Here is a 23474-nt window from a genome sequence, read left to right as displayed (position 1 = left end):
GCTGCCCTCGTCGGCCGGCGGCCCGGCCCAGCCACGACCGCCCGCTCCGGAGCCGGGCCCGGCGCTACCGGCCGATGACGTCCACCACGTGCTTTCCGATCGGATCCACGCCCGTCCCGACCGCGTCGTTGAGCAGCGCAGCCAAGCCCGGCAGGGACACCCGGTTCACGATGAGCTCGTCGACGTGGCCGGCCGTCCAGGGCAGCGGCGCCGCCAGCACCGCTCCGGCCGCGGCGAAGTCGGCGCCGGTGGCGCCGTGCGTCCCCACCACCAGCGCGCGGCGCCCGCCCAGCTCCAGCTCGCACGCCTTCTCGCCGCGACGGATGCCGTCCAACAGCACGCGCGTGCCCGGCACCCGCCAGTCTGGCCTGATGCCGCCGAACAGGACGAGCCGCCCGCCGTCCCGGGGCAGCAGGCGCCAGGCGCCGTCGAAGGTGGTGTCGTCGAGCGACGCCGTGGTCACGACCACGGTGCCGAAGGTGCGCGTTCCCACCTCGCTGCCGAGAACCTTCGGCACCTCGCGCAGCAGCGCCGTGGAGGAGAGGAGGGCCAGCCGTTCGGGGCTCCTGTTGACCAGGGTGACCTGGCACCCCTTCAGCCTCAGCAGCACAGCCAGCAGTACCCCGGCGGTCCCCGCACCGACGATCGCCACGTCGGAACCGGCCGGGACGTTGCCGGCGCAGTGGGCGGCGCAGGCGAGAGGCTCGGTGAAGACCGCCCGGTCGTCCGGAGTGCCGTCGGGCACGGCGGGCAGGGCAGCGCGCAGCCGTTCAGGCGTTCCTTCCAGCAGGGTGGTCTCACCGAACGCGGTGGTCCGTGTCACCGGGATGTGCGGGTCCAGGCACACCCTGAGACCGGGCGGAAAGTCGTCCGTGCTGCTGCTGTGGACGAGGCCCACCATTTCGTGCCCGAAGTCGGACCGGACGTCCCGGCTCCGGCGGACCTCCTTGAGGTCCGAGCTGCACAGGCCCACGGTCCGCGGGAGAACCAGCACCCATGACGGGGAGGTCGGGCACGGCCACGGACCGGTGGTGAGCCGGACCCCGCCGGGCACCAACTCCAGGCGCCTGCTCCGGGCTTCATCCATGGCGACCGCTGTCGGGGAAGCGGACGACGACCTTGACGATCTCGGAACCGTCGTCGGTCTGGAACCGCCCGTCGAGCCGACGATTGATGACGTCCACCGCGTCCCAGGGAGTCAGTTCATGGGTGATGAGGGCGCTGTACCCCTCGGGATCCGCGCGGAGGATCGATTCCGCCGTGTGCAGCTGGGCCAGTGAGGTCCCCCGATGGCCGGTGAGCACCAGTGGTTTGCCCTCGTGCGAGACCGCCGTGACCATGCCGAGCTCAGGATCGACGGTGCCGCAGACGTTGTGCCGACGCACCCGGCCGACCGTGGCGTCGACGAAGGTGGGGGCTGCGGCCGCCGCGTCGAGCGCGGTGACGAGCACCATCGTCCCGCCGGGTCGCAAGGCGTCGGCCGCCTGCCGGACGGCGCTCGCCATCGCCGGCCGCGGGGAACAGATGATCGCCACGTCGACCGGCCGCGGCGTACGGTGCCCGGCTACGGAGAGGTGGGCGGGCGCGAGACGGGAACGGTGCTCCACCCAGGCCAGCCGTTCCGGCCGCGCCTCGACCAGCTCGACCTCGTGTCCCAGATCGATCGCCCTGCGGACGTGGAGCAACCCGATCGGACCCGCGCCCCAGATCCCGACCGACAGGGGACCGGCCGGGGCCGAGTGCTCGATCAGCTCCCATGAGTAGAGGACGGTGCCGAGCGGCTCGCACAGCGTGAGCACCGCCATCGGGTCCAGCGGTTCGACCTCCTGCAACGCGCCGATCGGCAGCTCCGGCCCCAGGGGGACCCAGCTGCGGAACAGACCGTCGAAGCTGTGGCCGAGGATCGAGTCCTGGTCCCGCACGTCCACGGGGTTGAACGCGACCGTCCGATCGCCGCCGGGAGCGCCGTGCAGAATCCCGATGCCTTCGTGACCGAGCACCGCGGCCGCGTCCGCCCGGTGGCCCGCGCCGATCTGGACATCGGTGCCGCACAGCCCCACGGCGAGCATCGACACGTACGGCTGATCGCCCCGCGGCCTCTCCATCGGCTCGATCCGGACCTGACGGCCGGAGCGGACCAGCTGCCATCCGGTCACGACATCACCTGCAGCTGTCGGGCCTGGAGCGCTGCCAGCGCCTCGCCCAGTTCCGCGTCGGTCACGTCGTTGACGAACACGGCGTGCCCGATGTCCCGCAGCAGGGGCAGGCGTTGCCGGCCGTCACGGTGCAGGCTGGTATGGGCCAAGGCCTCGACCAACAGGTCGAGGGTCATCTCCCGATGAATCGTCGGCAGGCCCAGGTCGGTCAGGACGCGGATGACGCGGTCGGCGACGGCCGAGGACAGAAGTCCGCGGTTCCGCGAGAGCATGACGGTCACGGCCAGGTCGACGGCGACGGCTTCACCGTGCAGAAGCGTGGGTTCGAGGGACATTTCCAGCGCACCGGAGAACGCGTGCCCGATGTCCGCGAGCCGGTCCAGCCGGTCCTCGCCGAGATTTCCGACGAGCTCGCCGAGCATGGCCGCGATGCTGCGCTCGATCACCTCGGACTCCACGCGCGGGTCCGGTGTGCCCGCAGCCAGAGTTCGGCTGTGCGCGTCGAGGAGGTCGAACAGCGCCGCGTCGGCCACGACCGCTATCTTGATCGCCTCGCCGAGGCCGCAGCGGTACTCGCGGGGATCCAGCGTGGGCAGGAATCCCGGGTCGATGACGACCTGGCCCGGACGGCTGTAGGTGCCCAGCCGGCTCTTGTGTCCGCCGTAGTTGATCGCCGTCTTGACGCCGATGCCGGCATCGATCATCCCGAGCAGGGTGGTCGGCACCTTGATGAGCGGAACACCGCGCCGGTAGATGCTGGCGGTGAAGCCCACGAGGTCGAGCAGCACGCCGCCGCCCACCGCGACGACCGGTTCCGATCGACGCAGCAGACCGAACCGGTCGAAGGCGTCCACCAGATCGGACACCGCGGCCAGGTTCTTGCCGGACTCGTCCGATTCGAGAAGCAGCGTCTCCAGGGCGACGTTCTCCGAGCCACCCGTCAGCGCGTGCGTCAGTGCGTCCCCGTAGATCCCCCACACCCGCTTGTCGGCGACGACGAGTCGCCGTGCGGCACCGTGCGGGCCCAGCCTCGCCGTGACCTGCGGTGTGCCTCGGCCGGCAGCGAGCGTGTTCGGAGCCATGACCACGCTGTACGACTTCGGATCGTCACCCGGCACGATCCAGCTCCGCGCCCCGGCGGCGCCGGAGCGGGCCAGCCTCCCGGCTCCGTGCAGCGCGAGCTCGGCATCGGGTGGGGCCACCTGGACCACGCCGGCCAGTGAACCGGACCGTCCGTAGAGCCCCACCGCATCCATCTGGGCCGTCAGACACTCCAGGTACGCACGACCGAGCCCCGCCGGCACTCCACCGGTGAGAACCACACGGTCGATCTCGGCATCGATGCTGAGAACCGAGAGCAGCGCGTGCGCGAGCGGGCGCGTCACGGCTTCGAGCACGGTGAGCGCCGCTCGCTCGCCACCGGCCACGGCCTGGGCGAACTGGCTGTTCAGAGGAGCGTCGGCGGCCAGCCAGGACGCGCCCTCGGCGGCGAGCAGCTTGAGGATCCGCTCGATGCCACGACCCGATGCGTACGCGCTGAGATGCCCGGTCGCACCGCAGTCACAGGGCAGCACCAGCTCCCGTGCGCCGATGCGGAACCCGGCCGGCAGATGCCCGATCTCGCCCTGCAGTCCGGTGTCCGCCGAGACGGGAACCCTGCCGGTGCCGACCTCGACGGTCCGCAGCCCGATACCGCTGCCGACGACGACAGCAGCCAGTCGGCGCAGCTGCTGGGCGTCCGGCTGCGCCCCCAACGCCACCGCGCTCGCCGTGACGTCGTTGACGACCGTCCACCGGAACTCGGGCGCCGCGTCCCGCAGTGCCCCGGCGGTGTCGAACCGCTGCCCGGCGCCGTCACCCCAGAGCGGACCGGACCCCACCGTCATACCGGTACGTGCGTCGATCGCCGCGCCCAGCGACACCCCGACCGCGGTCACGCTGTGGCCGCGGGCCAGCCGGCGCGCATCGGCGACGATCAGGTCCACGAGTCGCTCATGCAGCGAGGCCGCCCCCTCACCCGGGTAGCTCGCCCAGGACGGAGCGGCCCGGACGGCGAGGTCGTGCAGACGGCCCTCGCCGTCCAGCACCGCCGAGCGCGCGTTGGTCCCGCCGACGTCGAAGACCACGACGGCATCGTCGGTCGTCATGAGCCCACCCGTATCGACCCCGGTACCTGCCCACAGCGTCCGACCACGAACTTGGCGTCCGCTGCCGGGAAGAAGTCCGTGCGCATCGGGGGCTCGTCGAGAACAGCCACCGACGGGTGGTGCCGGAGCGCTTCGGCAGGAGTAACAGAGTCCGAGCCAGGACGGCTCAGAGTCATGGAACACATGAAATGCGGGTCTCCCTATGACGAACAGGATGTACGCCGTCGGCGATGCGATCCCCTGGAGGATAGCAAACCGTCAAGTCAGAACCGCAAGAAATGCCCGAAAGGGCAACGCGTTGAGCTTCCGCCGAGGCTAGTCCGACTGAATCCCGTGCTTTGCAGAACACCGCAAGAAGTGGGTCTTGACATGGACCGGACCCCCGTGTTTGGATCGGCAAACAAGTTGCTGATCTTGGTCCGAAACCGTAGACCAGGGGCGGTCGGGGGGATATTCCGACGCCACTCTCTTCGAACTCGGCCAGTTGGCGGCAAGACGTACTGCAAACAAGAGTGCGGTAAGGAGGGGCGATGCGACGCGGCACGAGGGTGTTATCAATACCAGAGCGACTGGCCGAACTTGCGGCCGAATCTCCGGACCGCGCTGCAATCATCGAAGTGGTCGCCGGCGGGTCGTATCGCGAAATCACGCACCGCCGCCTTTTCGAAGACGTCTCGGCGCTCGCAGAGCTCTTCGGCTCCTGGAACCGCGAGATGGACGGCGATGCCGTCATCTGCCATCCGGCGGCAGTCTCCATCGAGTCGGCGAAGATCATCCTGGCTGCGCTGTGCGCGGGCGTCACAGTACTCCCGCACGCGCCGCTGATCGATGCCGAGGTGCTTTCCAGCGCGCTGAGCCAGGCCGGGCTGAGCAGTCGGACCCGATGCGTCCCGGTACCCGGGTCACCCGAAACGGATCAGGGGCCGGGTGCGACCGTTCACCTGACCCGCTGGGAACGTCCCACCGCAGGACGCCGTCCGCAATACCTCCTGGCGACGAGCGGATCGACGGGAATCCCGAAGCTCGTTCCGTTCTGGAATTTCGGCGGCTACGATCCGAGGGCCGTGCCCGATATCGTCTTCCGGACCTGCAAGTGGCAGAGCGGGCAGAAGCAGCTCATCGTGCTTCCGATCTACCACATAGGGACGGTGGCCGCACTCGTCCAAGGCGTGCTGGACCGGAATCAGCTTTTCCTGGCGAATCAACCGGATCCGGAGGAACTGCTCGGCGCGATCGCGGACCGCCGGATCGAGTGGCTCATGCTGACGCCCAACTACATGAGACACCTGCTGCCCGCGGCCGTGCGTCGCCCCGAGCGCCTGGACAGCCTGAACGGCGTTCTCCACACCGCCCTCCCGTGTCCTGCGCCGCTGAAACAGGCCTGGCTGGACCTCCTGGGCGGCGAACGCCTCTTCGAGATGTACGGCGGAACCGAAGGCGTCGGTGTCACCGTGATCAGCGGCTCCGAGTGGATGGCGAAGCCCGGATCGGTCGGGCGTGGACTGCTGACGGAGATCCGGATAGGTGAGGCGCCAGGCCTGGAGCCCGGTGCTGACGGCCTCGGCCGGATCTACCTCCGCCGGCTCGGCGCCTCCGCTCGCACCCACGCGGCGACTCCCTGGCTCCGGAGCACTTCTGACGGCTTCGTCAGCCTGGGCGACGTCGGGTGGGTCGACGAGGACGGGTACCTCTACGTCTTCGACCGTGCGGCGAACCAGACCGCCACCGCCAGCGGGTTCGCATGGCTCGGACGTCTGTCGCTGGTCCTGCGGACCCACCCGGACATCCTGGATGCCGAGTGCATCGCGCTCACGGACGCCGGCCACGTCGACGTGGGGATGCTGCTCGTCACACGCGACCCCCAGGCCGTCCCCGATCTCGCGGAACTCGAAACGTTCTGCGCCGCCCAGGTCGGCGGTCACGAGTTTCCACGGACCTACGTGCAGGTGGACGACATCCCTCGGTCGGAGATCGGCAAACCCGACGCCACCGCGATCAAGGCGATATTCGGCTCGGTCGGTTCTCGGGTCGGTTCCCGGGTCGGTTCTCGGCAAGCCCGCACCCCGGCGACGTCCCCCTTCGAACAGGAGGTGCCTCGTGGCTCGACAGCTTGACGTCTCGCTCTTCCGGGAGGTCTGCCCGGACGCCCTCGGCGCCTCCTTCCAGGAGAGCCCCGAACCGACCGTCCACGTCTCCACCGGTGGCAGCCGGTCCGGCGTCGACATCCGCACGGCGTTCCGCAGATGCTACGGCGTGGACGTTCGGCGCGTGCGATTCGTCGACGGACTCGAATGGCCCGTGGAAGGCTGGTGCGAGCACCGGGCCGACACGTCGCCGGACGTCCGATCCGAATATGTCTACGCGCCCCCGTCGGGCCCGCTGGAGCAGGCTCTCGCGAAGTTCTGGGAGGAACTTCTCGAAGTGCGGGACATCGGTGCCTCCGATGACTTCTGGGAGCACGGCGGAGACTCCCTCGGGGCGGTTGAGACGATCGAATTCCTGGATCAGGAGTACGGCGTCCAGATCGGCTTCTTCGAAGTCGGCGGCGACTTCACCGTCGCCCGGCTGGCGGCGCTCGTCGGCGAGCGGTCCCGGCCCTAGAGACTCATCCTGCGTTCGGGCTCGCCACCTCGGTGTGCGGCCGGTACGGAGGATGGAACCATAAAACCCAATTCCTGCTTGGAGGTGAACCATGGAGTACTTCAACACCGAGATTGTGGACATCGAGTCCCTGTCGGATGAGGCCCTCGACGACATCGTCGGCGGTGCCGCGATCAACGGGCACTGTGTCTCGTAGTAGCGGTAACTGAATCTTGGCTGGCATCCGGGATCCCGGATGCCAGCCAGGATTTTCAGCGATATGAAGGCGGCATAATGCACCACCCGGGTCAGGAAGCGGTACCGCTGACGCTCCCGCAGCTCTTGATGCACCGGACTCGGCGAGACGGCACGGATTCCGGACCGACCCTGGAACTGTCCTACCGCATCGAGGGACCGCTGGACGTCCCGGCATTCATCGCGAGCATAGGCGACGTCGTCAGCAGCCACGACGCGTTGCGGTTGGCGATCTGCGAGTGCGGGGTCGCCGGGCCGCACCAGTGGGCGCGGGAGACACCGCCGCCGGCCGAATTGGTCACCTGCCAGATCATCAAGGCCGGATCCGAGGAGCGGTTCACCCGATATGCCGTCGGCCTGGCGACGAAGGATGTCGCCGAGGGCTGGGATCTCCGGACGGAGCTTCCCTTCCGGCTGCGGCTGCTCCAGTACTCACCCGGTCTTCACGCGTTCATCGCGACCTTTTCCCAGCTCGCGGTCGACGGCAGCGTTCGGGGGATCTTCGGCGGGGACCTGTGGTGGGCGTACCGCCGGCGTCTCGGCGATCACGAAGCCGTCGCCGAACCGAGTCCGCGATTCCTGGACGCCGCCGCGGAGCGCGAGGCCCCGGCCGCCAACAGTCGTGACATCGCCGACTTCTGGCGGCGCCGCTACGCCCGGATACCCCGGGACTGGGGTTTCCGCGCCTCCTCCGCTCCCGGCGCGCCCGCTACGCCCGACGTGGCCGGTACGCCCGCCGCGGCTGGAACACCAGACACGGCTGAGACCGGAACGGCTGAGTCCGGCAACGTGGTGACGGGCTTCGTCCTTGAGGGCGAGCGGCTTCGCACGATGCGGCAGGCGGCGCGCTCGAACAGCGCCACGGAATTCATCTGGATCCAACACGCCCTGGTGTCCGCGGTGTTCGAGCACACCGATGCGGACTCCGTCCCGGTCTGGCTGCCCGTCGACACCCGAAGCCTGCGGGAGCGGCGCCTGCTCGGCATGCTCACCCTGGGCCTGCCGATGGTCGTCGACCGCAGTACCGCGCCGTCCGATCTCGTCCGAACGCTCACCGGCGACTGGTTCGACACGCTGAAACACCGCCGGGTCACCCGGGAGACCGTCGATGCCGGCGAGGTCGCCGATCTGGGAAATCTGGTAGGTGGGCCGGAGCGCGACGTCCGCTTCGCCTACGTGGGCCATCCGCGCCATCGGATCAGGGACACCGTGGGCGATCTCGCCGTGACCTACGGCGCCTACGCGCCGCTGATCGAGCGCGTGGTCAGTGGAGTGCAGCTCAAGGCCGGGAGCTGGGACGACAGCGTTCATTTCCGTCTCACCTTCAACCGGTCCCGCCTCACGGAGACCGCGGCGCGGCAGATGACGGCCGCCGTCGAGCGGATCCTGCTGGGTTGAGTCCGGCCACCTGTCGTACGTCCGACCAGACCACTACTTCCGAAGGGGGGTGCCGTCCATGATCGAATCCAATGAAGCGACCGACGCCGGGCAGTCCGAGTCTCCCGTTTCTGGGCCGGTGGGCCGGGCCAGGTTCAGCCGTCAAGCGGCCGAGAAGCATGCTCCCGGCCGGCGCTTGGGAGATGCCCTCACACTGCCCGGACTGCTGGCGGAGCGTCGGGACGGCCGCTTGCGCAAGCTCGTCGCCGCAGCCTCGGCAGCGCTGCCGAGACGCCGTCGGCAGCGGGTGCCGGTCTACTACCAGACGGAGAGCGCCGACTGCGGGCCGACGAGTCTGGCGATGGTCCTGGCCTTCCTGGGCATCGACGTGGACATCGCAGCCGTGCGGCGCCAGCTCAACGGCGGTCAGGTGGGGGTCTCGGCACGCGCGCTCCTCCAGGCGGCCAGGCACTTCGGGGCTCTCGGGCGCGGTGTCCGGGTCGGCGTCGGCGGACTCAGCCGACTGAAACCCGGCAGCATCCTGTTCTGGAACTTCAACCACTTCGTCGTGCTCGAACAGGCGACCGCAACGCACGCCTTCATCGTCGATCCGGCCCTGGGGCGCCGGCGCCTCAAACTGAGCGAGGTCGCGGACGTCTTCACCGGCGTGGCGCTGGAGTTCGAAGCGCCGCTCACCGACGGCCGCGTGCCGGTGCGCCGCCGCGGACCAAGCGTCGCGGACAGCTCCTGGCAGTACCTCAAGCTGTTCGTCACCCGGGATCGCCGCTGGATAAGCCTGGTCGTCGCGTCGTTCCTGCTGATCGTCTTCAACTTCGCCACGCCGTTCGCCTCCTCCTACCTGGTCGCCCATGTCGGCACCGGCGGGCAGTCGGGGCAGGCGATCGTCATCCTCTGCCTCGCGGTCGTGGGGTGCGTCTCGTTCGCGCTGCTGCAGATCGTCCGCGGGCTGGCGCTCATCGCGCTCCAGTCGATCGCGGATCGGCGTGTCACGCTCGGCGTGTTCGGCCACCTGCTGTCCCTGCCGTACGAGTACTTCACCAGGCGGAACCCGGGTGACCTCGCGCTGCGGGTGCGGACCAGCTCGGCGGTCCGGCAAGTCCTGACGGGCGCGGCCCTTTCCGCCGTGTTCGACGGGACGCTGGTGCTGGTCTACCTGGCCCTGCTCCTGGTGATCGACCTGCAGTTCGCACTGATCAGCATGGCCCTGGCGGCCGTGATGGTGGCCGTCCTCTTCGTGTTCTGGAAGAAGCAGCGCTACCTCTCCGCGGAGGAGCTGGAGCGGCAGTCCATCTCGGAGGGTGCACTCCTCGAGCTGCTGGACGGGCTACAGACCATCAAGGCCTGCGGCCTGGAGGACACCGCGCACGATCGCTGGAGCCACACCGTCATCGACGAGATCAACCAGCGGGGCCTGAGCCGGAGGAACCAGGTCATCGGCTCGGCGTTGAGCGCGACGATCCAGTTCCTCGCGCCGCTCGCGGTGCTCGACCTGGGCTACTTCAGGATTTCGAACGGCACGGCGTCGCTGAGCTCGGTGGTGGGGTTCACCTCGCTCGCCGTCGGGATGTTCGTGCCCTTGGCGGGCGTCGTCCAGAGCGCGCTCCAGGTCGCCGGCCTCGGCGCGACGCTCTCCAGGCTGACGGACGTGCTGGGCACCGAACCGGAGGAACGCCCGGCCGATGCCGTGCCGCTGGACGACGTGAGCGGTCCGGTCGAGCTCCGAGACGTGTCCTTCGCCTACCCGGGGAGCTCCGGGGCGGTCCTCAGCGAGATCGATGTCTCCTTCGAGGGCGGCAAGTTCACGGCGATCCTGGGGCGGTCGGGATCCGGCAAGTCGACGATGGCCTCCATCATCGCCGGGCTCCAGACCCCGAGCAGCGGGTCCGTCCTCATCGACGGCGTTCCCATGAACCGGCTCGACCGGGTGTCGCTGAGGCGTTCGATCTCCTACGTCTCACAGGATTCCAGGCTCTTCGCCGGCACCATCTGGCAGAACATCACCTATGCCCAGCCTGGCTCCTCGTTCGAGGACATCAAACAGGCGGCGACGCTGGCGTGCATCCACGACGACATCATGGCGTTCCCCATGCGCTACGACACGCTGCTCGGCCCAGGGGGGCTGGGCCTGTCGGGCGGCCAGCGGCAGCGCATCGCTCTCGCTCGTGGCCTGATTCGCAAGCCGCAGCTGCTGGTTCTCGACGAAGCGACGAGCGCGTTGGACAGCGCGACCGAGCGGGCGATATTCAACGGGCTGGCCGCCTTCGACCACACCTTGATCGTCATCGCGCACCGTCTGTCGGTGCTGGAGGCAACGGACCAGGTGATCGTCGTCGATTCCGGCCGGGTGGTCGCCCAGGGTGACTACGAGGAGCTCCTGGCCAGTTCTCCGATCATGCGCACGCTGGTGGCCGGCCAGGGGGAGTTCCAGGCCTGAGCCGGCCGTCCGTTCTGCGGCCGCAGGCGTGACTCCTAGACATGTGCCCCGGACTGAAGGGAAGTGGCGAGTTGCTCTCCGAAGCGAAGAATCAAATGTTGACCCGGGTCGGCCCGGGGACTCCCATGGGTGAACTGCTGCGCCGGTACTGGCACCCGGTCGCCGCGGTCTCGGAGTTCGCCGAGAAGCAGGTGAAGACACTGCGGTTGCTGGGCGAGGACCTGGTCCTGTACCGCACCGAGGGCGATGAGTACGGCCTGGTACAGCGACGGTGTCCCCACCGTGGCGCGGATCTGGGCCAAGGCTGGGTGGAAGGCCGGAGCCTGCGCTGCTCCTACCACGGCTGGATGTTCGACCAAGCCGGAACGTGCGTCGAGCAGCCCTATGAGGACCTGGCCGAGTCATCCGCGCCGTTCCGGGACAAGGTGAAGGTCACGTCGTACCAGGCTGTCGGGTTCGCCGGAATGGTCTGGGCCTACCTGGGCCCGGCGCCGGCTCCGCTCATACCCATGTTCGAACCCTTCACCTGGAACCGCGGCTTCGTCCAGATCATTCTGTCCGAACTGCCGTGCAACTGGCTGCAATGCCATGAGAACGGCGTGGACCCGGTGCACTTCGAGTGGCGGCACACCAACTACGTCGCGCGCGCGGGGAATCCCGAGAATCCCGAGCGCGGCCCCCGCCATACGAACATAGAGTTCCAGGAGTTCGAGTTCGGTATCGCGGTGGCTCGGCGAGCCGAGCTGACGACCGCCGTCCTGCCGATTCCGCTCGCCCCGACGAACCAGCTGGAGAGCAGCGGCATCGCGTGCCTGTGGCCGAACGTGCTCTACGCCGGAAGCAGTCTTGAGTGGCGTGTGCCGGTGGACGACACCCACACCCTCAACATCGTCTGGCACTACTCTCCGCTCCCGACGGACATGCCCGCGATCGATCAGGATCCGATCCCCCACTGGTACGGTCCCGTGACCGCGGACGACGGTGAGCTGATCACCAGTCATGTCCTGAACCAGGACTTCGCGGCCTGGGTGGGCCAGGGCGAGATAGCTGATCGCACCAGCGAACACCTGGGTCGCAGTGACGAGGGGATCATCCTGCTCCGCAAGCGGCTCTTCGCGGACATCGAGCGCGTCTCACGAGGTGAGGAGCCGCGCGGAATAGTTCGCGATCCCGAGCTGAACACGTGTATCGCCCTCCCCTTGGACCGGCCCCAGCTGTACCGCGAAGGAGTCGATCGCGAGTTCTTCGAGTGGCGACTCAAGAGGGTGTTCGACTGGCGGCTCAGCGACGATCCGTCCTATGCCATGCAGGCCGGGCAGCCGGCCGACGTACGGCACCTGTTCGAGAAGGCCATGGGGATCGGCCAGGACTTCCTGACCGGTCAAGAAGGCTAGTCCCCGAGTCGGTGCCGTCGGGCCGTGTGGGCCGCGCGGGCCATCGGCACGTCAGCGTCGTGATCGCCCCGAAGGAGAGAGTATGTCGGTGAACCGAAAGTCGGCCGACCAGCTGGTCGCAGAAGCTGCGAGCATGCGAAAAGTGATCATCGAAAAGATGTCCGTCGACGGCGGCCACGTCGGCTCGCCGCTGGCGGTCATCGAAGTGATTCAGGCGCTGGTCGAGGTCTTCGACTTCCCCAAAGACAAGATCGTCTTCGACGGCGCGCACCAGATGCACGCCTACAAGCTGCTGACCGATCGCGCCGAAGCCTTCGCCACCATGGACCACCGGGGTGGCATAGGCGAGTACGCCGACATCCATGAAAGTCCGTACGACTTCTACATCGGCGGCCGCATCGGGATCTCCATCTCGGCCGCCCTCGGCTACGCCGTCAACCACCCCGAGTACAAGTCGATCGCACTGCTCGGCGACGGCTCCATGACCGCCGGCCAGCCCTTCGAGGCGCTCAATCACGCCGGCGCTCTCGCGCCGAACCTGCTGGTCGTCTACAACGACAACGACTTCGCCGTCACGGAGACCGTCGGGTACCTCCACACCAGGAACACCCTGCGCGAGTTCAGCGAGAGCCTGGGTTTCGAATACGTCGGAGCCGTGGACGGCCACGACACGCAGAAACTGATCGAGCTGCTCGACGACATCAAACAGCGGAAGCACCCGGTCTTCCTGCATGTGAAGACCGTCAAGGGCAAGGGCTACGAGCCGGCCCTCCGGGATCCCGTCACGTTCCACTGGCTCGACCCGTTCGACCTCGCGACGGGCGAGCTGAAGAAGAAGCCCGTCAACAAGTTCCGGGACCTGATCCTCGAGAAGGCGCCTCAGCTGGCGGAGAAGCACGGAGAGGTGTACTACGTCTCGCCCGCCGCCGCCCGGAGCACGGGCCTCAAAGAGCTCAAGAAGATGTACCCGGACCACGTCTTCGACACGGGGATCAACGAGCAGCACTGCGTGACGTTCTCCGCCGCCCTGGCCCTGAACGGCAACAAGGTGATCTGCTTCGTGCCCGCCACCTTCTTCCCCCGGGCGCTGGACCAGATCACCGACGCGTGCATGCTGCGGGTCCCCATGGTGTTCGTTCTGCCGGGATCGGGCATTTCGAGCCAGGGGCAGACCCTCCAGGGGATCTACACACTGCCGATCCTCAATGCGATTCCTCACGCCGAGCTGTACCACCCGTCCAGCCTGGCCGAGTTCGGCCAACTCCTCGACCGGGCGCTCGAGCACGACGGTCCGGTCTTCATCCACAAACCCGGCGAGGACATCGAAATCGGCATCACGGAGAGCGGTGTCGTCGAAGTACGGGAGGGCGGCAAGCTCAGCGTCATATCGATCGGGAACACGCTGGGCAAGGCACTTCGCCTGGCCGACACGCTGGACGACGTCCAGGTTCTGCATATCCAGAAGGTCAAGCCAGTTGACCTCGAAGCGCTCCGGCTCGCCATGGGCGACATCAGCAGGATGCTGATACTGGAGGACGGCTTCGTGCGGTCGGGCATAGGGCAACATATTGTCGCCAACCTCCTCCACAAGCCGATGAACTACGAGATCCTCGGGATCCGCGACCGTTTCCCGGGCATCGGCACGCTGGACGAGGTGTTCGAGGACATCGGTTTCGACGATGCGGCGGTGCTGGCGGCCGCCCGGCAGCTCATGGACGCGTAGGGCACGATGGCAGAGATAGCACGACTACTCCACAAGGGGGAATTCACCGAACTGTGGTACCGCCTCGACGCGAAGAGCGGACCGGTCGTCAGAAAGTTCTCCGCACATCCGGGCGACGATAAACTGGAGAACGAAGCGGCCTTCATTCGCGAGACCCTGCCGGAGCCGGCCAGAGAATACTTCTGCCAGGTCATCGGGGCCGAGCGGGACGTGACCGGTCGAAGCTTCTCGTACGAGATGCCCTATTACGAGGGAAGGCTGCTCAGGAACATAGCCCTCGACCGGCACACCGGGGTCGTCGAGGCGGTCAACCATATCAAGGCGAGCATCACGGCCCTCAAAACGACGCTGTACGCGCATCCCTCCACCGAGCAGCCGGCCGCGTTCGCCCGCAGGAACTACATCGATCGGATAGCGAAGCGGCTCGATCGGTACACCGACCGGACCGACCGGGCCGACCGGGCCGTCGACATCAGCGGTGCCAACATCGGCGAGCTGAGCAGACTTCAGCTGGACCTGGCCTTCCGGGACATCATCAGCAGATCGTCCGTATCTCTCAACGGGCGCAGCCTGCTCACCCCGCTGGCCATTCTGGAGAGGATCAGGACCAGCCCGGTCCTGATGAGGACCATGGTGCCCCGGCAAGGTTCGATGCGGCTCATACACGGTGATCCCCATCTGGGGAACATCATGATCAGGCAGGGTACCGACAAGCCACTGTTCTTCGACCCGAACGGCTTTCACGCCGGCGGCGACATGGCCTATGACATCGGCAAGTTCATCATCTCACTGGACTATGTCGAACCTGCTTACGAAAAGAGGCTCGTCCTGCCGGCCGTATCGGCGCGTGGCGGCGAGATCGAGGTCGGAGGCTTGAAGACCTTCGTCGATCCCGACCTCGGCCTCCGGTCCAGGGAGATAGCGCGAGCCGTGCTGGAGGACGTGCTGCCCGAGATATTCGCGACCGATCTGGCAGCCGACCCGAGACTCCTCGACCGAGCCGTCCTCGCCGCCGACCTCCACGCCTTCGCCGCCGCGCACACCTTCATCCCGACCGCACGGTCGGAGATGGCCCTGCCGTTGATGCTCCATCACCTGGAGACGGCGAACGACCACCTGGACCTGATGGAAGAGGCCGGCCCCGACACGCCGGCCGGCAGTGTCCTACTCCCCTCGATCGCGCGGGAACCATGATGCTGGAATTTGCCGACCACCAATTTGAGCGGGTCATCGACTTCGTGAAGTCGGCTGGGGACTCGGCCCTCGACCGGTGGCGGAGCTTCGACGTCGTCGAGATCAAGGACCTCGGCGGCGACCTGGCCACGAACGTGGACCATGAAATCGAAAGAGCGTTTCACGGACTGTGCCGCGAAGTCTTTCCCGGCTGCGGTTTCAGGGGGGAGGAGCTTCCCGACCTGAGCACCGGCAGCAGTAACGGCTACACGTGGAACATAGACCCGATCGACGGGACGAAGAACTTCGCCAGCGAAGTGCCGATATGGAGTGTGACGGTAAGTCTCGAAAGAAACGGCACACCGATATTCGGAGTGATATACAACCCGGTCAGCAGGCAGCTCTACACGGCCACAGAAGGCCGCGGAGCCTTTCTCAACGGCCGCCGGCTCTCTTACCACGCACCTGCGGATCCGGCCCGGATGCAGCTGGCCATCGATTTCTTCATGCGTCAGGACGATCCGGCAAAGAAGGCAAGGCAGGACGAACTGCTGGCCGAGTTGTTTCACTCGTTCTATCGGGTCCGAAGCATAGGGTCGGGTTCACTGTCCCTCGCCTGGCTCGCCCAGGGGCACTTCGGCGGATACCTCAGCTGGGGACTCACCGAGGACAAATTCATCGACATCGCGGCCGGACTGGTCATCGCGAAAGAGGCCGGGGCCGTGATCGGCATGGAGAGCCTCGACAGCGGCTCGTCCGTCCTCGTGGTCGGGAGCGCACGCACCTGTGACACGCTGCTGGCGTTGGCCCACGGCCGGCGAGAGCTCTGACCCCGGCGGTTTCCGCTACGAACCGATGCCGGCGACCTCGGCGCTCACGTACCGCTGCCAGTTCTTCCGGCCGTAGTCAATGTTCGCGGGAGTGCCCAGGTCGAGCAACTCACCCCGAAGATCGTGGGCATGCATGGTGAAGCCGCCGCTCTCGATGGCCCAGGGGAACACGTTGTCACGCAGTCCCAGCGGACCGTTCTCGCCGGGGTGGGCCTTGGCGTACTCCTCGCACACCTCGATGAAGTGATCCGTTGACAGCGCGATCGCACCGGCACTGGTGAGTGCCAGTTCACCGGGTGCCGTGGGTGCCACCGGTTCACGGCGATCGTAGACGTGCCGAAGGCGCCAGGTGGTGGCATCGACGACGAACCGTCCGACATCGGTGGTCCGAGGGGTGAGGTGACTCGTGACGGCCGCCGTCATCGACGGCTCACGGCCGACATGTGCCGAGGTCATCTCGGCGAGCTCGTCCCAGGGGAGCAGCAGGTCGCCCGGCATCATCAGGACGTGGCCCTGCAACTGCCAGCGTTTGACCGCCGCGAGCACCGCGCCATCGGGTCCGAGCGGGGTCCGTTCCTCGGAGAAGACGTAGGAAACACCCGCTTTCCACACCCACTCCTCGCCCTGAAGGTGCTCGACGATTTGATCGGACATATGTCCCACGCAGAACACGAACCGTCGAAAGCCGATCCGCTGCAGTTCGCGGCAGATGGTTGACAAGATCGTTTCTCCGCTGTCGAGGCGCAGCAGATGCTTGGGAATGGTGTCGTTGGTCGTCTCGCGGGCCCGGGTGGCCATGCCGCCGATCGGCATGGCCACCCATACGTCGCTCAGCTGCTCAACTACGCGATCGGCGGACATGGCTCTCCTCGTGAACGATCTGGCCCGGACGGTTCACCAGGCGGATCCGACTGCTGACCTCCGAAACGTCGAGACCGTCCAGGGGACCGGAGCAGTTGCCTGGTGAACCCTACATTGCCGTGCCCGAGGCTGTCCGGGACCGTCGACGGCACAGGGCGGACGGGCCCGAGCGCCGGTCCGGCCACCGTGCAAGCCCAACTCCACCACCGACGTCCGTGCTTCGGCCATCGCGTAGAGCGCCTCGCCGTAGCTGCCGAGCTGCCGAGCTGCCGCTGATCGGCGGCCCGCACCGGCCTCGATCCCCGGTAGCCCTACTGACCGACCACGCGGACCGCGGCGTCGACCCCGGTGGCGGCCGCCAGCCGCACCTCCCGATGCAGCGGCCGCCGGTAGTCGACCCGGCCGAACCCGACGGCGATCTCGTAGGCACCGACGGCCTCGCCCCCGGCGACGAAGACCATCAGCTCGGACGACGACCGGCTGACGTCCTGTTCCTCCCAGTGAACCGGGTCGCCGACCACCTTCGAGATCTCCTCGTCCCGGGTGCCGCGGCCGAACACGTACACCGTGTCCCAGTCGAGGCCCCCCGGTGAGGTCAGGGTCACCCCGCCCGGGCCGGCCGGCCCCAACGCCGCCAGCTCCCGGTCCAGTTCGGCACTGATCACGGCCTGCACCGGATCCTCGCCCGCGGCGCACCCGGCGACCGGCACCCCGGCGAGGACGGCGGCGAGCAGTCCGGTGAGCGCCGGTGCCGGAGCGCGGCGGGTCGCCATCAGGACTTCAGCTCCGACGGCACTCCGCCCGGGTCCTGACCCTTGCCCTCGAACGGTTTGCCGTCGCTCTCGCCGGTCTTGCCGTCCTCGACCTGGTCGCTGTAGGCCAGGGCGCCGCCCTCCGGCTTGATCACCACCGTGTCACCGCGCAGCACGGCCTCCTCCACCAGACGTTCCAGGTCCTTCTCCGAGGCGTGCGGATTCGCCGCGGCGATCCGGCGGCCGACCTCGTTGTTGAAGAGATCCATGGCTTCCCGGTCGCCGGGATTGCCCGGCCTCTGCTCGTGCGCGCTCGCATAACGCCGGGCCCAGTCCTCGCCGAAGCGTTTCGTCATCAGCGCGTTCCAGTAAGCGTGCCGGAACGCGTCCCGATGGCTGTCGTTCGCGGCGTTGACGGCGGAGAACTTCTTGTCCGAGACGCCGTGCGCCCGATCCGTGATCTCCGCGAACTCCTTCCGGGCGAACACGGTGAGCCCGTCCAGCATGACCGCCTCGGTTGCGGTGATCTTCTGCCGGTCGATGTCGAGGAGCCAGGCGGTGAACGCGTCCGGGTACTTCACCGTGCCGTGCGGATCGTCCTTGACCTGGTAGCCGGCCAGGATGGTGCCCGGGTCGGCCCGGCGCCCGTCGTGGGCGGTGGCGTTGAACGCGTCCTCGTGGATGCCCAGGTCGTCGGTGATGTCCTGGAAGGCCGCCTGGTCCGCCAGGGTGGCCCGTTGCAGGGCGTCGTTGATCCGCCCGTGCACCTCGCGGGCCTTCTCCGGGAGCTCGCCGGACCGGGTGTCGGGATCGTTGCGCACGGACTCCGGCCAGCTCACCCCACCGTCGGAGGTCACGTTCACGCCCAGGCGGGCGGCGTCGTCCAGGGCCTGGACCAGGGCCCGCTGCGCGGCGTCGAACTCGGCCACGGCGGTGGTCAGCGCGGTGCCGAGCGCCGTCGCCTCCCGCTGGGCCGCGTCCAGCTGCCGCTGGTCGTCGGCCATCGCGGCCCGCGCGGCATCGGCCGCCGGGCCCGCCCAGCCGCTGCGGGCCGTCGCGTCGGCGACCTCGGTGCGGAAGCGGCCGGCCAGCGCGGCGAGGAAGCGGGACTGGGTCACCCAGCCCTGCCCGGCCGACCGCAGCGGGCCGAGTTTGGCGTCACGGACCTGATCGACGGTCAGCATCGCACTCACCGCCCTTCGAAGGCGGCCTGGTTGGCGGCCTCGGTCGAACGGTACTCCTGGGCGGTGACCTCCAGGTTTCCGCCGGTGCGGCCGAGTCGCTCGGCGAGCGCATCCGACTGCTTCTCCCACATCTGGGCCAACCGGGTCAGCGCGGAGGCGGTCTGCCAGCCGGCCAGGCCTCCGGCGGCGCCGTTGGCCGCGGTCTCCAGCGTTCCCGAGGTCGCCAGCAGGATCTGCCGGAAGTCCAGCGCGATCTTGCCCGCCCCCGCCAGCGCCTGCGGGTCGGCGCGAACAGTGCTCCCGTTCAGGTCGGTCACGTCCACCGTTACTCCTCGTGTCGAGTAGTTCTGCGGAGTGTGCGCCAAGGGAGACGAACGGCGGAACCCCCTGGTTCCCCCGATGTCGCTACCTGACAGGCTGCGTGACGGTTCGTCATGGCGATAGCGACGGACGAGCCGGTCAGGGGTTCCGGCCTGGCCGCGCGGGTGCCCCCGAGGCCGGCGGGCGCGGAGGCGGCGCCCGGGGCGGGGCGCGGCCGGCCGGGGCGGGGGCGACGGCATACGATCGGCGGATGTCGGAGCGTACTGATTCCTCGTCATCGGCCCTGTCGGCCTCCTCCCTGCCGTCTTCGTCGTCGGCCTCACCCGCGTGGGCCCGCTGGTCCAGGGACTCCGTCCTCTCGGTCGGGTCGGTCGGCTCGGTGCTGTCGATCGGCTCGGTCGGCTCGGTGCTCTCGGTGGGGTCGGTCGGCAGCGTGCTGTCGATCGGCTCGGCGGGCTCGGCGATGTCCGCGCTGTCCGCCGGGTCGTGGCTGAGCCTCGGGTCGCTGCTGTCCGCGAACTCGCGCTGGTCGGTGCTGTCCTGGCGCTCGCGGCACGGGCTGATGGCCGCCGGTGTCGTGGCCGTCGCCGCAGGCGCCGCACTCGCCGGCGGCCCGCGGCCGCGGCGCCGCGCCCGGTAGTGGCCGGCATGCGCCCGGCAGTGGCCGGGATGCGTCCGACCCGAGCTTCACTGCGGCGCCTGATCCGCAACCCTGCGTCCTGGTACGTGGCCGTGCTCACCGCGATGTGGCCGGTCCTGCGGCTGCTGCCGCCCGAGCAGGTGTCGGCGCTGCGGGAGTGGGCGTCGACCAACCTCGACAACCTGCGCCCCTGGCCGTCGGGCCACCCGGTCGAGTCGCTGGCGGTGTCCGTGTTCGTTCCGCAGAGCACCCTCTGGGTGTGGCCGCTCTTCGCGCTGTCCGTCTTCGCGGTGGTGTCGGTGCTCGGCGCCCGCCGCGCCGTGGCGGCGCTGGCCCTCGCCCACGTGGCCGCGACCGGGCTGACGGAGGGGCTGGTGTGGTGGCGCATCGAGCACGGCTCGCTGCCGGCCGCCGAGGCGCACGTGCTGGACACCGGCCCGTCCTACGTCGTGGTGGCCGCGCTGGCGGTGGCGATCGGGCGGGCCCGTCCGGTGTGGTCGCGGGCGGTGTGGCTGGTGCTGCTGGCGGTCGCCGCCCCCGACCTGCTGTCCGGGATCGGGGACGGCGAGGTGTCCGCCGTCGGCCATGTGCTCGCCTTCACGGCCGGTCTGGCCGTTGCGGGCGCCCACCGGCTCGGCCTGCGCCCGGTGGCCCACCGGGCCGTCCTCGGCGCGCCGCCGGTGACGGCCGGAGGCGCCCGCCGGTGACCGCCGGAGGCCCCCGCCGGTGACGGGCGGCCGGAGCGCCGGCGAGGCGGCGGGCGGCCGGGCGAGGCGGCCGGTGGATCACCGGTACGGAGGAGTTCGGCCTCCGGAGGGAGACGCCGGCCCGGGCCGCGGGCCGAGCAGGGCCGGGTCGGTGGTGAGCCGGAGGGTGTCGGCCTCCAGGTAGCGGCGGGAGTTGAGGCCCCAGTCGAGGTTGCCGCGCATCCAGGCCTTCAGGCCGTCGGTGAAGGCGGTGATCGCGATCCGGTCGGCCTCCCGCAGACCGTGCCAGCTGCCGCAGAGCGCGGCGAGGGACTCCTCCGCGCGCAGGAAGGCACGGATGTCGCTGGCGACCCTGCGGTACACGTGGTCGACGGCGTCCTGGATCCCGCAGCGTAGCTCCCGGCTGACGGCGAGCACGCCGTTGGTGACCTCTCCGACGGCGAGCTCCTTCTTCAGGGAGAGGACGTCATTGACCCAGACCACGACGTCGGCGGCCTTGTTGACCATGGTGCGGAGCTGCTCGGACTCGTGGAACAGCGCGGGGACCTCCAGACCGGCCGCGTACTCCAGCAGGTCCAGCGAGGGCGTGATGCCGCCGGAGGCCCGGCGCAGCTGCGTGTAGCCGCCGAGGGCGGGGACGTGCCGGTGTTCGCGGTTGATCGCCTCGTAGCGGAAGGCGTCCAGGAACTGTCCCATGTGCGCGTTGAACCGCAGCTGCCACTGGAGGCTCTGGTGGACGGCGAGGCACCGCCACACCTCCGCGAGTTCGATCACCAGGGGCGGGGTGTCCCGGGGTGGGGACCGGTCCGGGGGCGGCGCCGGTGCCGGCCCGCCCGGCCGGAGCGAGCAGGAGGCCGCCAGCACCCCGAGGGTGGCCCGGGCGTGGCCGGCGGCCTCGACCGAGGCGCAGCCGTCGTAGAGGTCGTCGATGACGAACGCCCAGGTGAACCAGCCCGCGAGCGGCGCGAGGCGCTCCGCCCGCAAATGGGGGTAGCAGCGGGCGATGAGCTCGCCCAGGTGGGTGTCGGCGAGTCGCCGGCGGGCGCGCGGACCGTCCACCAGGCCGAAGCGGTCGGCCCACTCCAGGATGAGCAGCTCCAGGTCCGCCCGGTACGGGGACATCCGCGCCGGCAGCCGGTACAGGATGTGGTCGGGGCCGGGCAGCAGCCGGAGGTCGTCGGGTACGGGCGGGGGTGCGGGTACGGGTTGAGGCGTCGTCATACGGGCGCCGGCCTCTCCTTCGGATCGGTCCGCTCGGGGCGGCGGTTCAGCGTCGGTGGAGCCGAAGGTGCAGCGGGGCCGGATGGATCACGGTCCACGGCCGGGGTTCGAGCAGGTGGCGGGGCACGGGGCCGGGCAGCGGCTCCAGTCGCCACCGGCGGGTGATCACGGCCACCGCCAGGGTGATCTCGGTCAGGGCGTAGACGTCCCCGATGCACTTGCGGGCGCCCGCCCCGAAGGGGATGTAGGACCCGTGCGCCATCTCGGCCCGGCGGGCGGGCGACCAGCGGTCGGCGTCGAAGAGTTCGGGCTCGGGGTAGAGGTCGGCGCGGTGGTGGATCAGGTACGGCGAGAGCAGGATCGCGGTGCCGGGCCGGAGCCTGCGGCCGGCCAGTTCGACGGGCGCGGTGACGGTGCGGCTGTAGAACCAGGCGGACGGGTAGTACCGCAGCGTCTCCGTCACCACCCGACGGGCGAGGTCCAGCCGGTCCAGGACGTCCCGGCCGGGATCGACGCCCACCGGGAGAGCGGCCCGGGCCTCCCGCGCGACGGCGTCGGCCAGGGCGGGGTCACGGGAGAGGAAGAACAGCGCCCAGCCGAGCGCCGAGGCGGACGTGCCGATCCCGCCGGTGAGCATGGTGACGACCTGGTCGCGCATCTCCCGGTCGCTCAACCCCTCCCTGACCATGAGGGCCAGGAGGTCGTGACCGGTGCCGGCGCCGTCGCGACGGCGGGCCTCGATCGCGGCCTCGACCTCCCGGCTCACGGTGGAACACACCTGCCGGAAGCGGCGGTTGGCGGGGGTGGGCAGCCGGTCGAGCAACCGGGACGGCGAGCGCATGTGCCGGCCGATGCCCTGGTGGAACTCCGGGTAGGCCTCGGCGATCCCGGCCACCGCGGCGGACGAGCCGTCCACGGAGAACATCGTCCTGGTGATGATCCGGGCGATCAGCTGGTACGCGTGCTGCTCGACCTCGATCACCGCACCGTCCTGCCAGTCCGACGAGGCGGCGCGGGTCTCCTCCGCCATCACCTCCAGATAGCGGGCGAGCGCGTCCGGACGGAACGCGGGCTGCAGCTGCCGTCGCTGTCGGCGGTGCACGTCGTGCGGGGTGGAGCCCAGGCCGTCGCCCAGGAACCACCTCAGCTTGTCGAAGAGCGGTCCGCCCTTGTCGAAGTGCCGGGTGTCGGTGAGGACTTGGTGGAACAGCCCCGGGGAGCAGACCATCATCGCGCGCTGCGGTCCGAGCCGGATCTCCACCAGATCGCCCTGCTCGGCGAGCGAGCGCAGGAACGGCAGCGGATCGCGGAACAGGGCCGGGACGTGCCCGAGCAGCGGACGGGCGCCGGGTGCGCGGGAGGCCAGGTAGCCGGTGGACGTGGTCGCGGTCATACATCCCCTTCGCCGCAGCTGGTTCGGGGACGCGCGACACCTGGCCGCGCTTCCCGGAGCAGCCAATTTGGCACCTTGCCAGGGGTGTTGAGAAGGTCGAGGCCGCCCCGAAAACATTTCCGAGTACTTTCCGGCCGCGCCGGGGAATTCGCCGGGACCGGTCTCCCCGGCCTGAATCGCATTCGTGTACGCCACCCGGGTGCCGCCTCCGCCGTGACGTGGCGACCGACACGGCCGGCCGCGCCGCCCGCTCACACGGCCTGCGGGTCGAACGGCGGCCCCCGTGCGCGGCCGCCGTCACTCCA

At 69.1% G+C, this 23474-nt stretch carries 19 protein-coding genes; 10 read left to right on the top strand and 9 right to left on the bottom strand.

What is annotated here, in order from left to right; translation table 11 throughout:
- Window positions 1-64: 64 nt before the first annotated feature.
- From AB0J08_RS18560 to AB0J08_RS18550, 3 genes are read right to left on the bottom strand one after another with little or no spacing between them, the layout of a single operon-like run.
- Entirely contained in the window at window positions 65-1087 is a 1023-nt protein-coding gene (locus AB0J08_RS18560; protein WP_360634698.1) for a medium chain dehydrogenase/reductase family protein, read from the bottom strand.
- Complete coding sequence (locus tag AB0J08_RS18555; protein ID WP_360634695.1) at window positions 1080-2156, bottom strand: hypothetical protein; 1077 nt, start codon at window positions 2154-2156, stop codon at window positions 1080-1082. The genes AB0J08_RS18560 and AB0J08_RS18555 overlap by 8 nt, the downstream gene beginning before the upstream one ends.
- A complete protein-coding gene (locus AB0J08_RS18550; RefSeq protein ID WP_360634692.1) occupies window positions 2153-4303 on the bottom strand; it encodes an ROK family protein in 2151 nt (716 codons plus the stop codon). The genes AB0J08_RS18555 and AB0J08_RS18550 overlap by 4 nt, the downstream gene beginning before the upstream one ends.
- 530 nt (window positions 4304-4833) lie before the next feature.
- Here AB0J08_RS18550 and AB0J08_RS18545 point away from each other — a divergent pair.
- From AB0J08_RS18545 to AB0J08_RS18510, 8 genes are all read left to right on the top strand, one after another.
- Entirely contained in the window at window positions 4834-6417 is a 1584-nt protein-coding gene (locus AB0J08_RS18545) for an AMP-binding protein (protein WP_360634689.1), read from the top strand.
- A complete protein-coding gene (locus tag AB0J08_RS18540) occupies window positions 6401-6904 on the top strand; it encodes a phosphopantetheine-binding protein (RefSeq protein ID WP_360634686.1) in 504 nt (167 codons plus the stop codon). Before AB0J08_RS18545 ends, AB0J08_RS18540 begins: the two co-directional genes overlap by 17 nt.
- Before the next feature lie 273 nt (window positions 6905-7177).
- The gene (locus AB0J08_RS18535; RefSeq protein ID WP_360634683.1) at window positions 7178-8536 is read left to right on the top strand and encodes a condensation domain-containing protein; all 1359 of its coding nucleotides are present in this window, start codon (window positions 7178-7180) and stop codon (window positions 8534-8536) included.
- Between the two features lie 229 nt (window positions 8537-8765).
- Window positions 8766-10970 (top strand): peptidase domain-containing ABC transporter, encoded by a 2205-nt coding sequence (locus AB0J08_RS18530; protein WP_360634680.1) that lies wholly within the window; start codon window positions 8766-8768, stop codon window positions 10968-10970.
- 125 nt (window positions 10971-11095) lie between these two features.
- Window positions 11096-12364 (top strand): aromatic ring-hydroxylating dioxygenase subunit alpha, encoded by a 1269-nt coding sequence (locus AB0J08_RS18525; protein WP_360634677.1) that lies wholly within the window; start codon window positions 11096-11098, stop codon window positions 12362-12364.
- A gap of 88 nt (window positions 12365-12452) precedes the next feature.
- Complete coding sequence (locus AB0J08_RS18520) at window positions 12453-14087, top strand: 1-deoxy-D-xylulose-5-phosphate synthase N-terminal domain-containing protein (protein ID WP_360634674.1); 1635 nt, start codon at window positions 12453-12455, stop codon at window positions 14085-14087.
- A 6-nt stretch (window positions 14088-14093) separates the two neighbouring features.
- Window positions 14094-15281, top strand: coding sequence for a phosphotransferase (locus tag AB0J08_RS18515; RefSeq protein ID WP_360634671.1), 1188 nt, complete (start codon window positions 14094-14096; stop codon window positions 15279-15281).
- Window positions 15278-16090 (top strand): inositol monophosphatase, encoded by an 813-nt coding sequence (locus AB0J08_RS18510; RefSeq protein ID WP_360634668.1) that lies wholly within the window; start codon window positions 15278-15280, stop codon window positions 16088-16090. Before AB0J08_RS18515 ends, AB0J08_RS18510 begins: the two co-directional genes overlap by 4 nt.
- Before the next feature lie 15 nt (window positions 16091-16105).
- Here AB0J08_RS18510 and AB0J08_RS18505 read toward each other — a convergent pair whose 3' ends face one another.
- From AB0J08_RS18505 to AB0J08_RS18490, 4 genes are all read right to left on the bottom strand, one after another.
- Window positions 16106-16951 (bottom strand): NDP-sugar synthase, encoded by an 846-nt coding sequence (locus tag AB0J08_RS18505; protein WP_360634665.1) that lies wholly within the window; start codon window positions 16949-16951, stop codon window positions 16106-16108.
- A 311-nt stretch (window positions 16952-17262) separates the two neighbouring features.
- Window positions 17263-17724 (bottom strand): hypothetical protein, encoded by a 462-nt coding sequence (locus AB0J08_RS18500; protein ID WP_360634662.1) that lies wholly within the window; start codon window positions 17722-17724, stop codon window positions 17263-17265.
- Complete coding sequence (locus tag AB0J08_RS18495) at window positions 17724-18887, bottom strand: hypothetical protein (protein ID WP_360634659.1); 1164 nt, start codon at window positions 18885-18887, stop codon at window positions 17724-17726. The genes AB0J08_RS18500 and AB0J08_RS18495 overlap by 1 nt, the downstream gene beginning before the upstream one ends.
- Window positions 18888-18892: 5 nt before the next feature.
- Window positions 18893-19204, bottom strand: coding sequence for a hypothetical protein (locus AB0J08_RS18490; protein ID WP_360634656.1), 312 nt, complete (start codon window positions 19202-19204; stop codon window positions 18893-18895).
- A gap of 254 nt (window positions 19205-19458) precedes the next feature.
- Between AB0J08_RS18490 and AB0J08_RS18485 the strand changes: the two genes are divergently transcribed.
- Window positions 19459-19848, top strand: coding sequence for a hypothetical protein (locus tag AB0J08_RS18485; RefSeq protein WP_360634653.1), 390 nt, complete (start codon window positions 19459-19461; stop codon window positions 19846-19848).
- Window positions 19849-19877: 29 nt separating this feature from the next.
- A complete protein-coding gene (locus AB0J08_RS18480) occupies window positions 19878-20555 on the top strand; it encodes a rhomboid-like protein (protein WP_360634650.1) in 678 nt (225 codons plus the stop codon).
- 78 nt (window positions 20556-20633) lie between these two features.
- Here the strand turns inward: AB0J08_RS18480 and AB0J08_RS18475 are convergent, their stop codons facing one another.
- Together AB0J08_RS18475 and AB0J08_RS18470 are read right to left on the bottom strand one after the other, a co-directional pair.
- Entirely contained in the window at window positions 20634-21776 is a 1143-nt protein-coding gene (locus AB0J08_RS18475) for a hypothetical protein (protein WP_360634646.1), read from the bottom strand.
- A 46-nt stretch (window positions 21777-21822) separates the two neighbouring features.
- Window positions 21823-23169: a cytochrome P450 gene (locus tag AB0J08_RS18470; protein ID WP_360634643.1), complete on the bottom strand. Its 1347-nt coding sequence runs from the start codon at window positions 23167-23169 to the stop codon at window positions 21823-21825.
- Between the last annotated feature and the right edge of the window lie 305 nt (window positions 23170-23474).

The organism is Kitasatospora sp. NPDC050463 (assembly GCF_040655255.1).
Taxonomy (GTDB): domain Bacteria; phylum Actinomycetota; class Actinomycetes; order Streptomycetales; family Streptomycetaceae; genus Kitasatospora.
The sequence above is the reverse complement of the archived record's forward strand: the minus strand, read 5'-3'. Positions and strand labels throughout refer to the sequence as shown.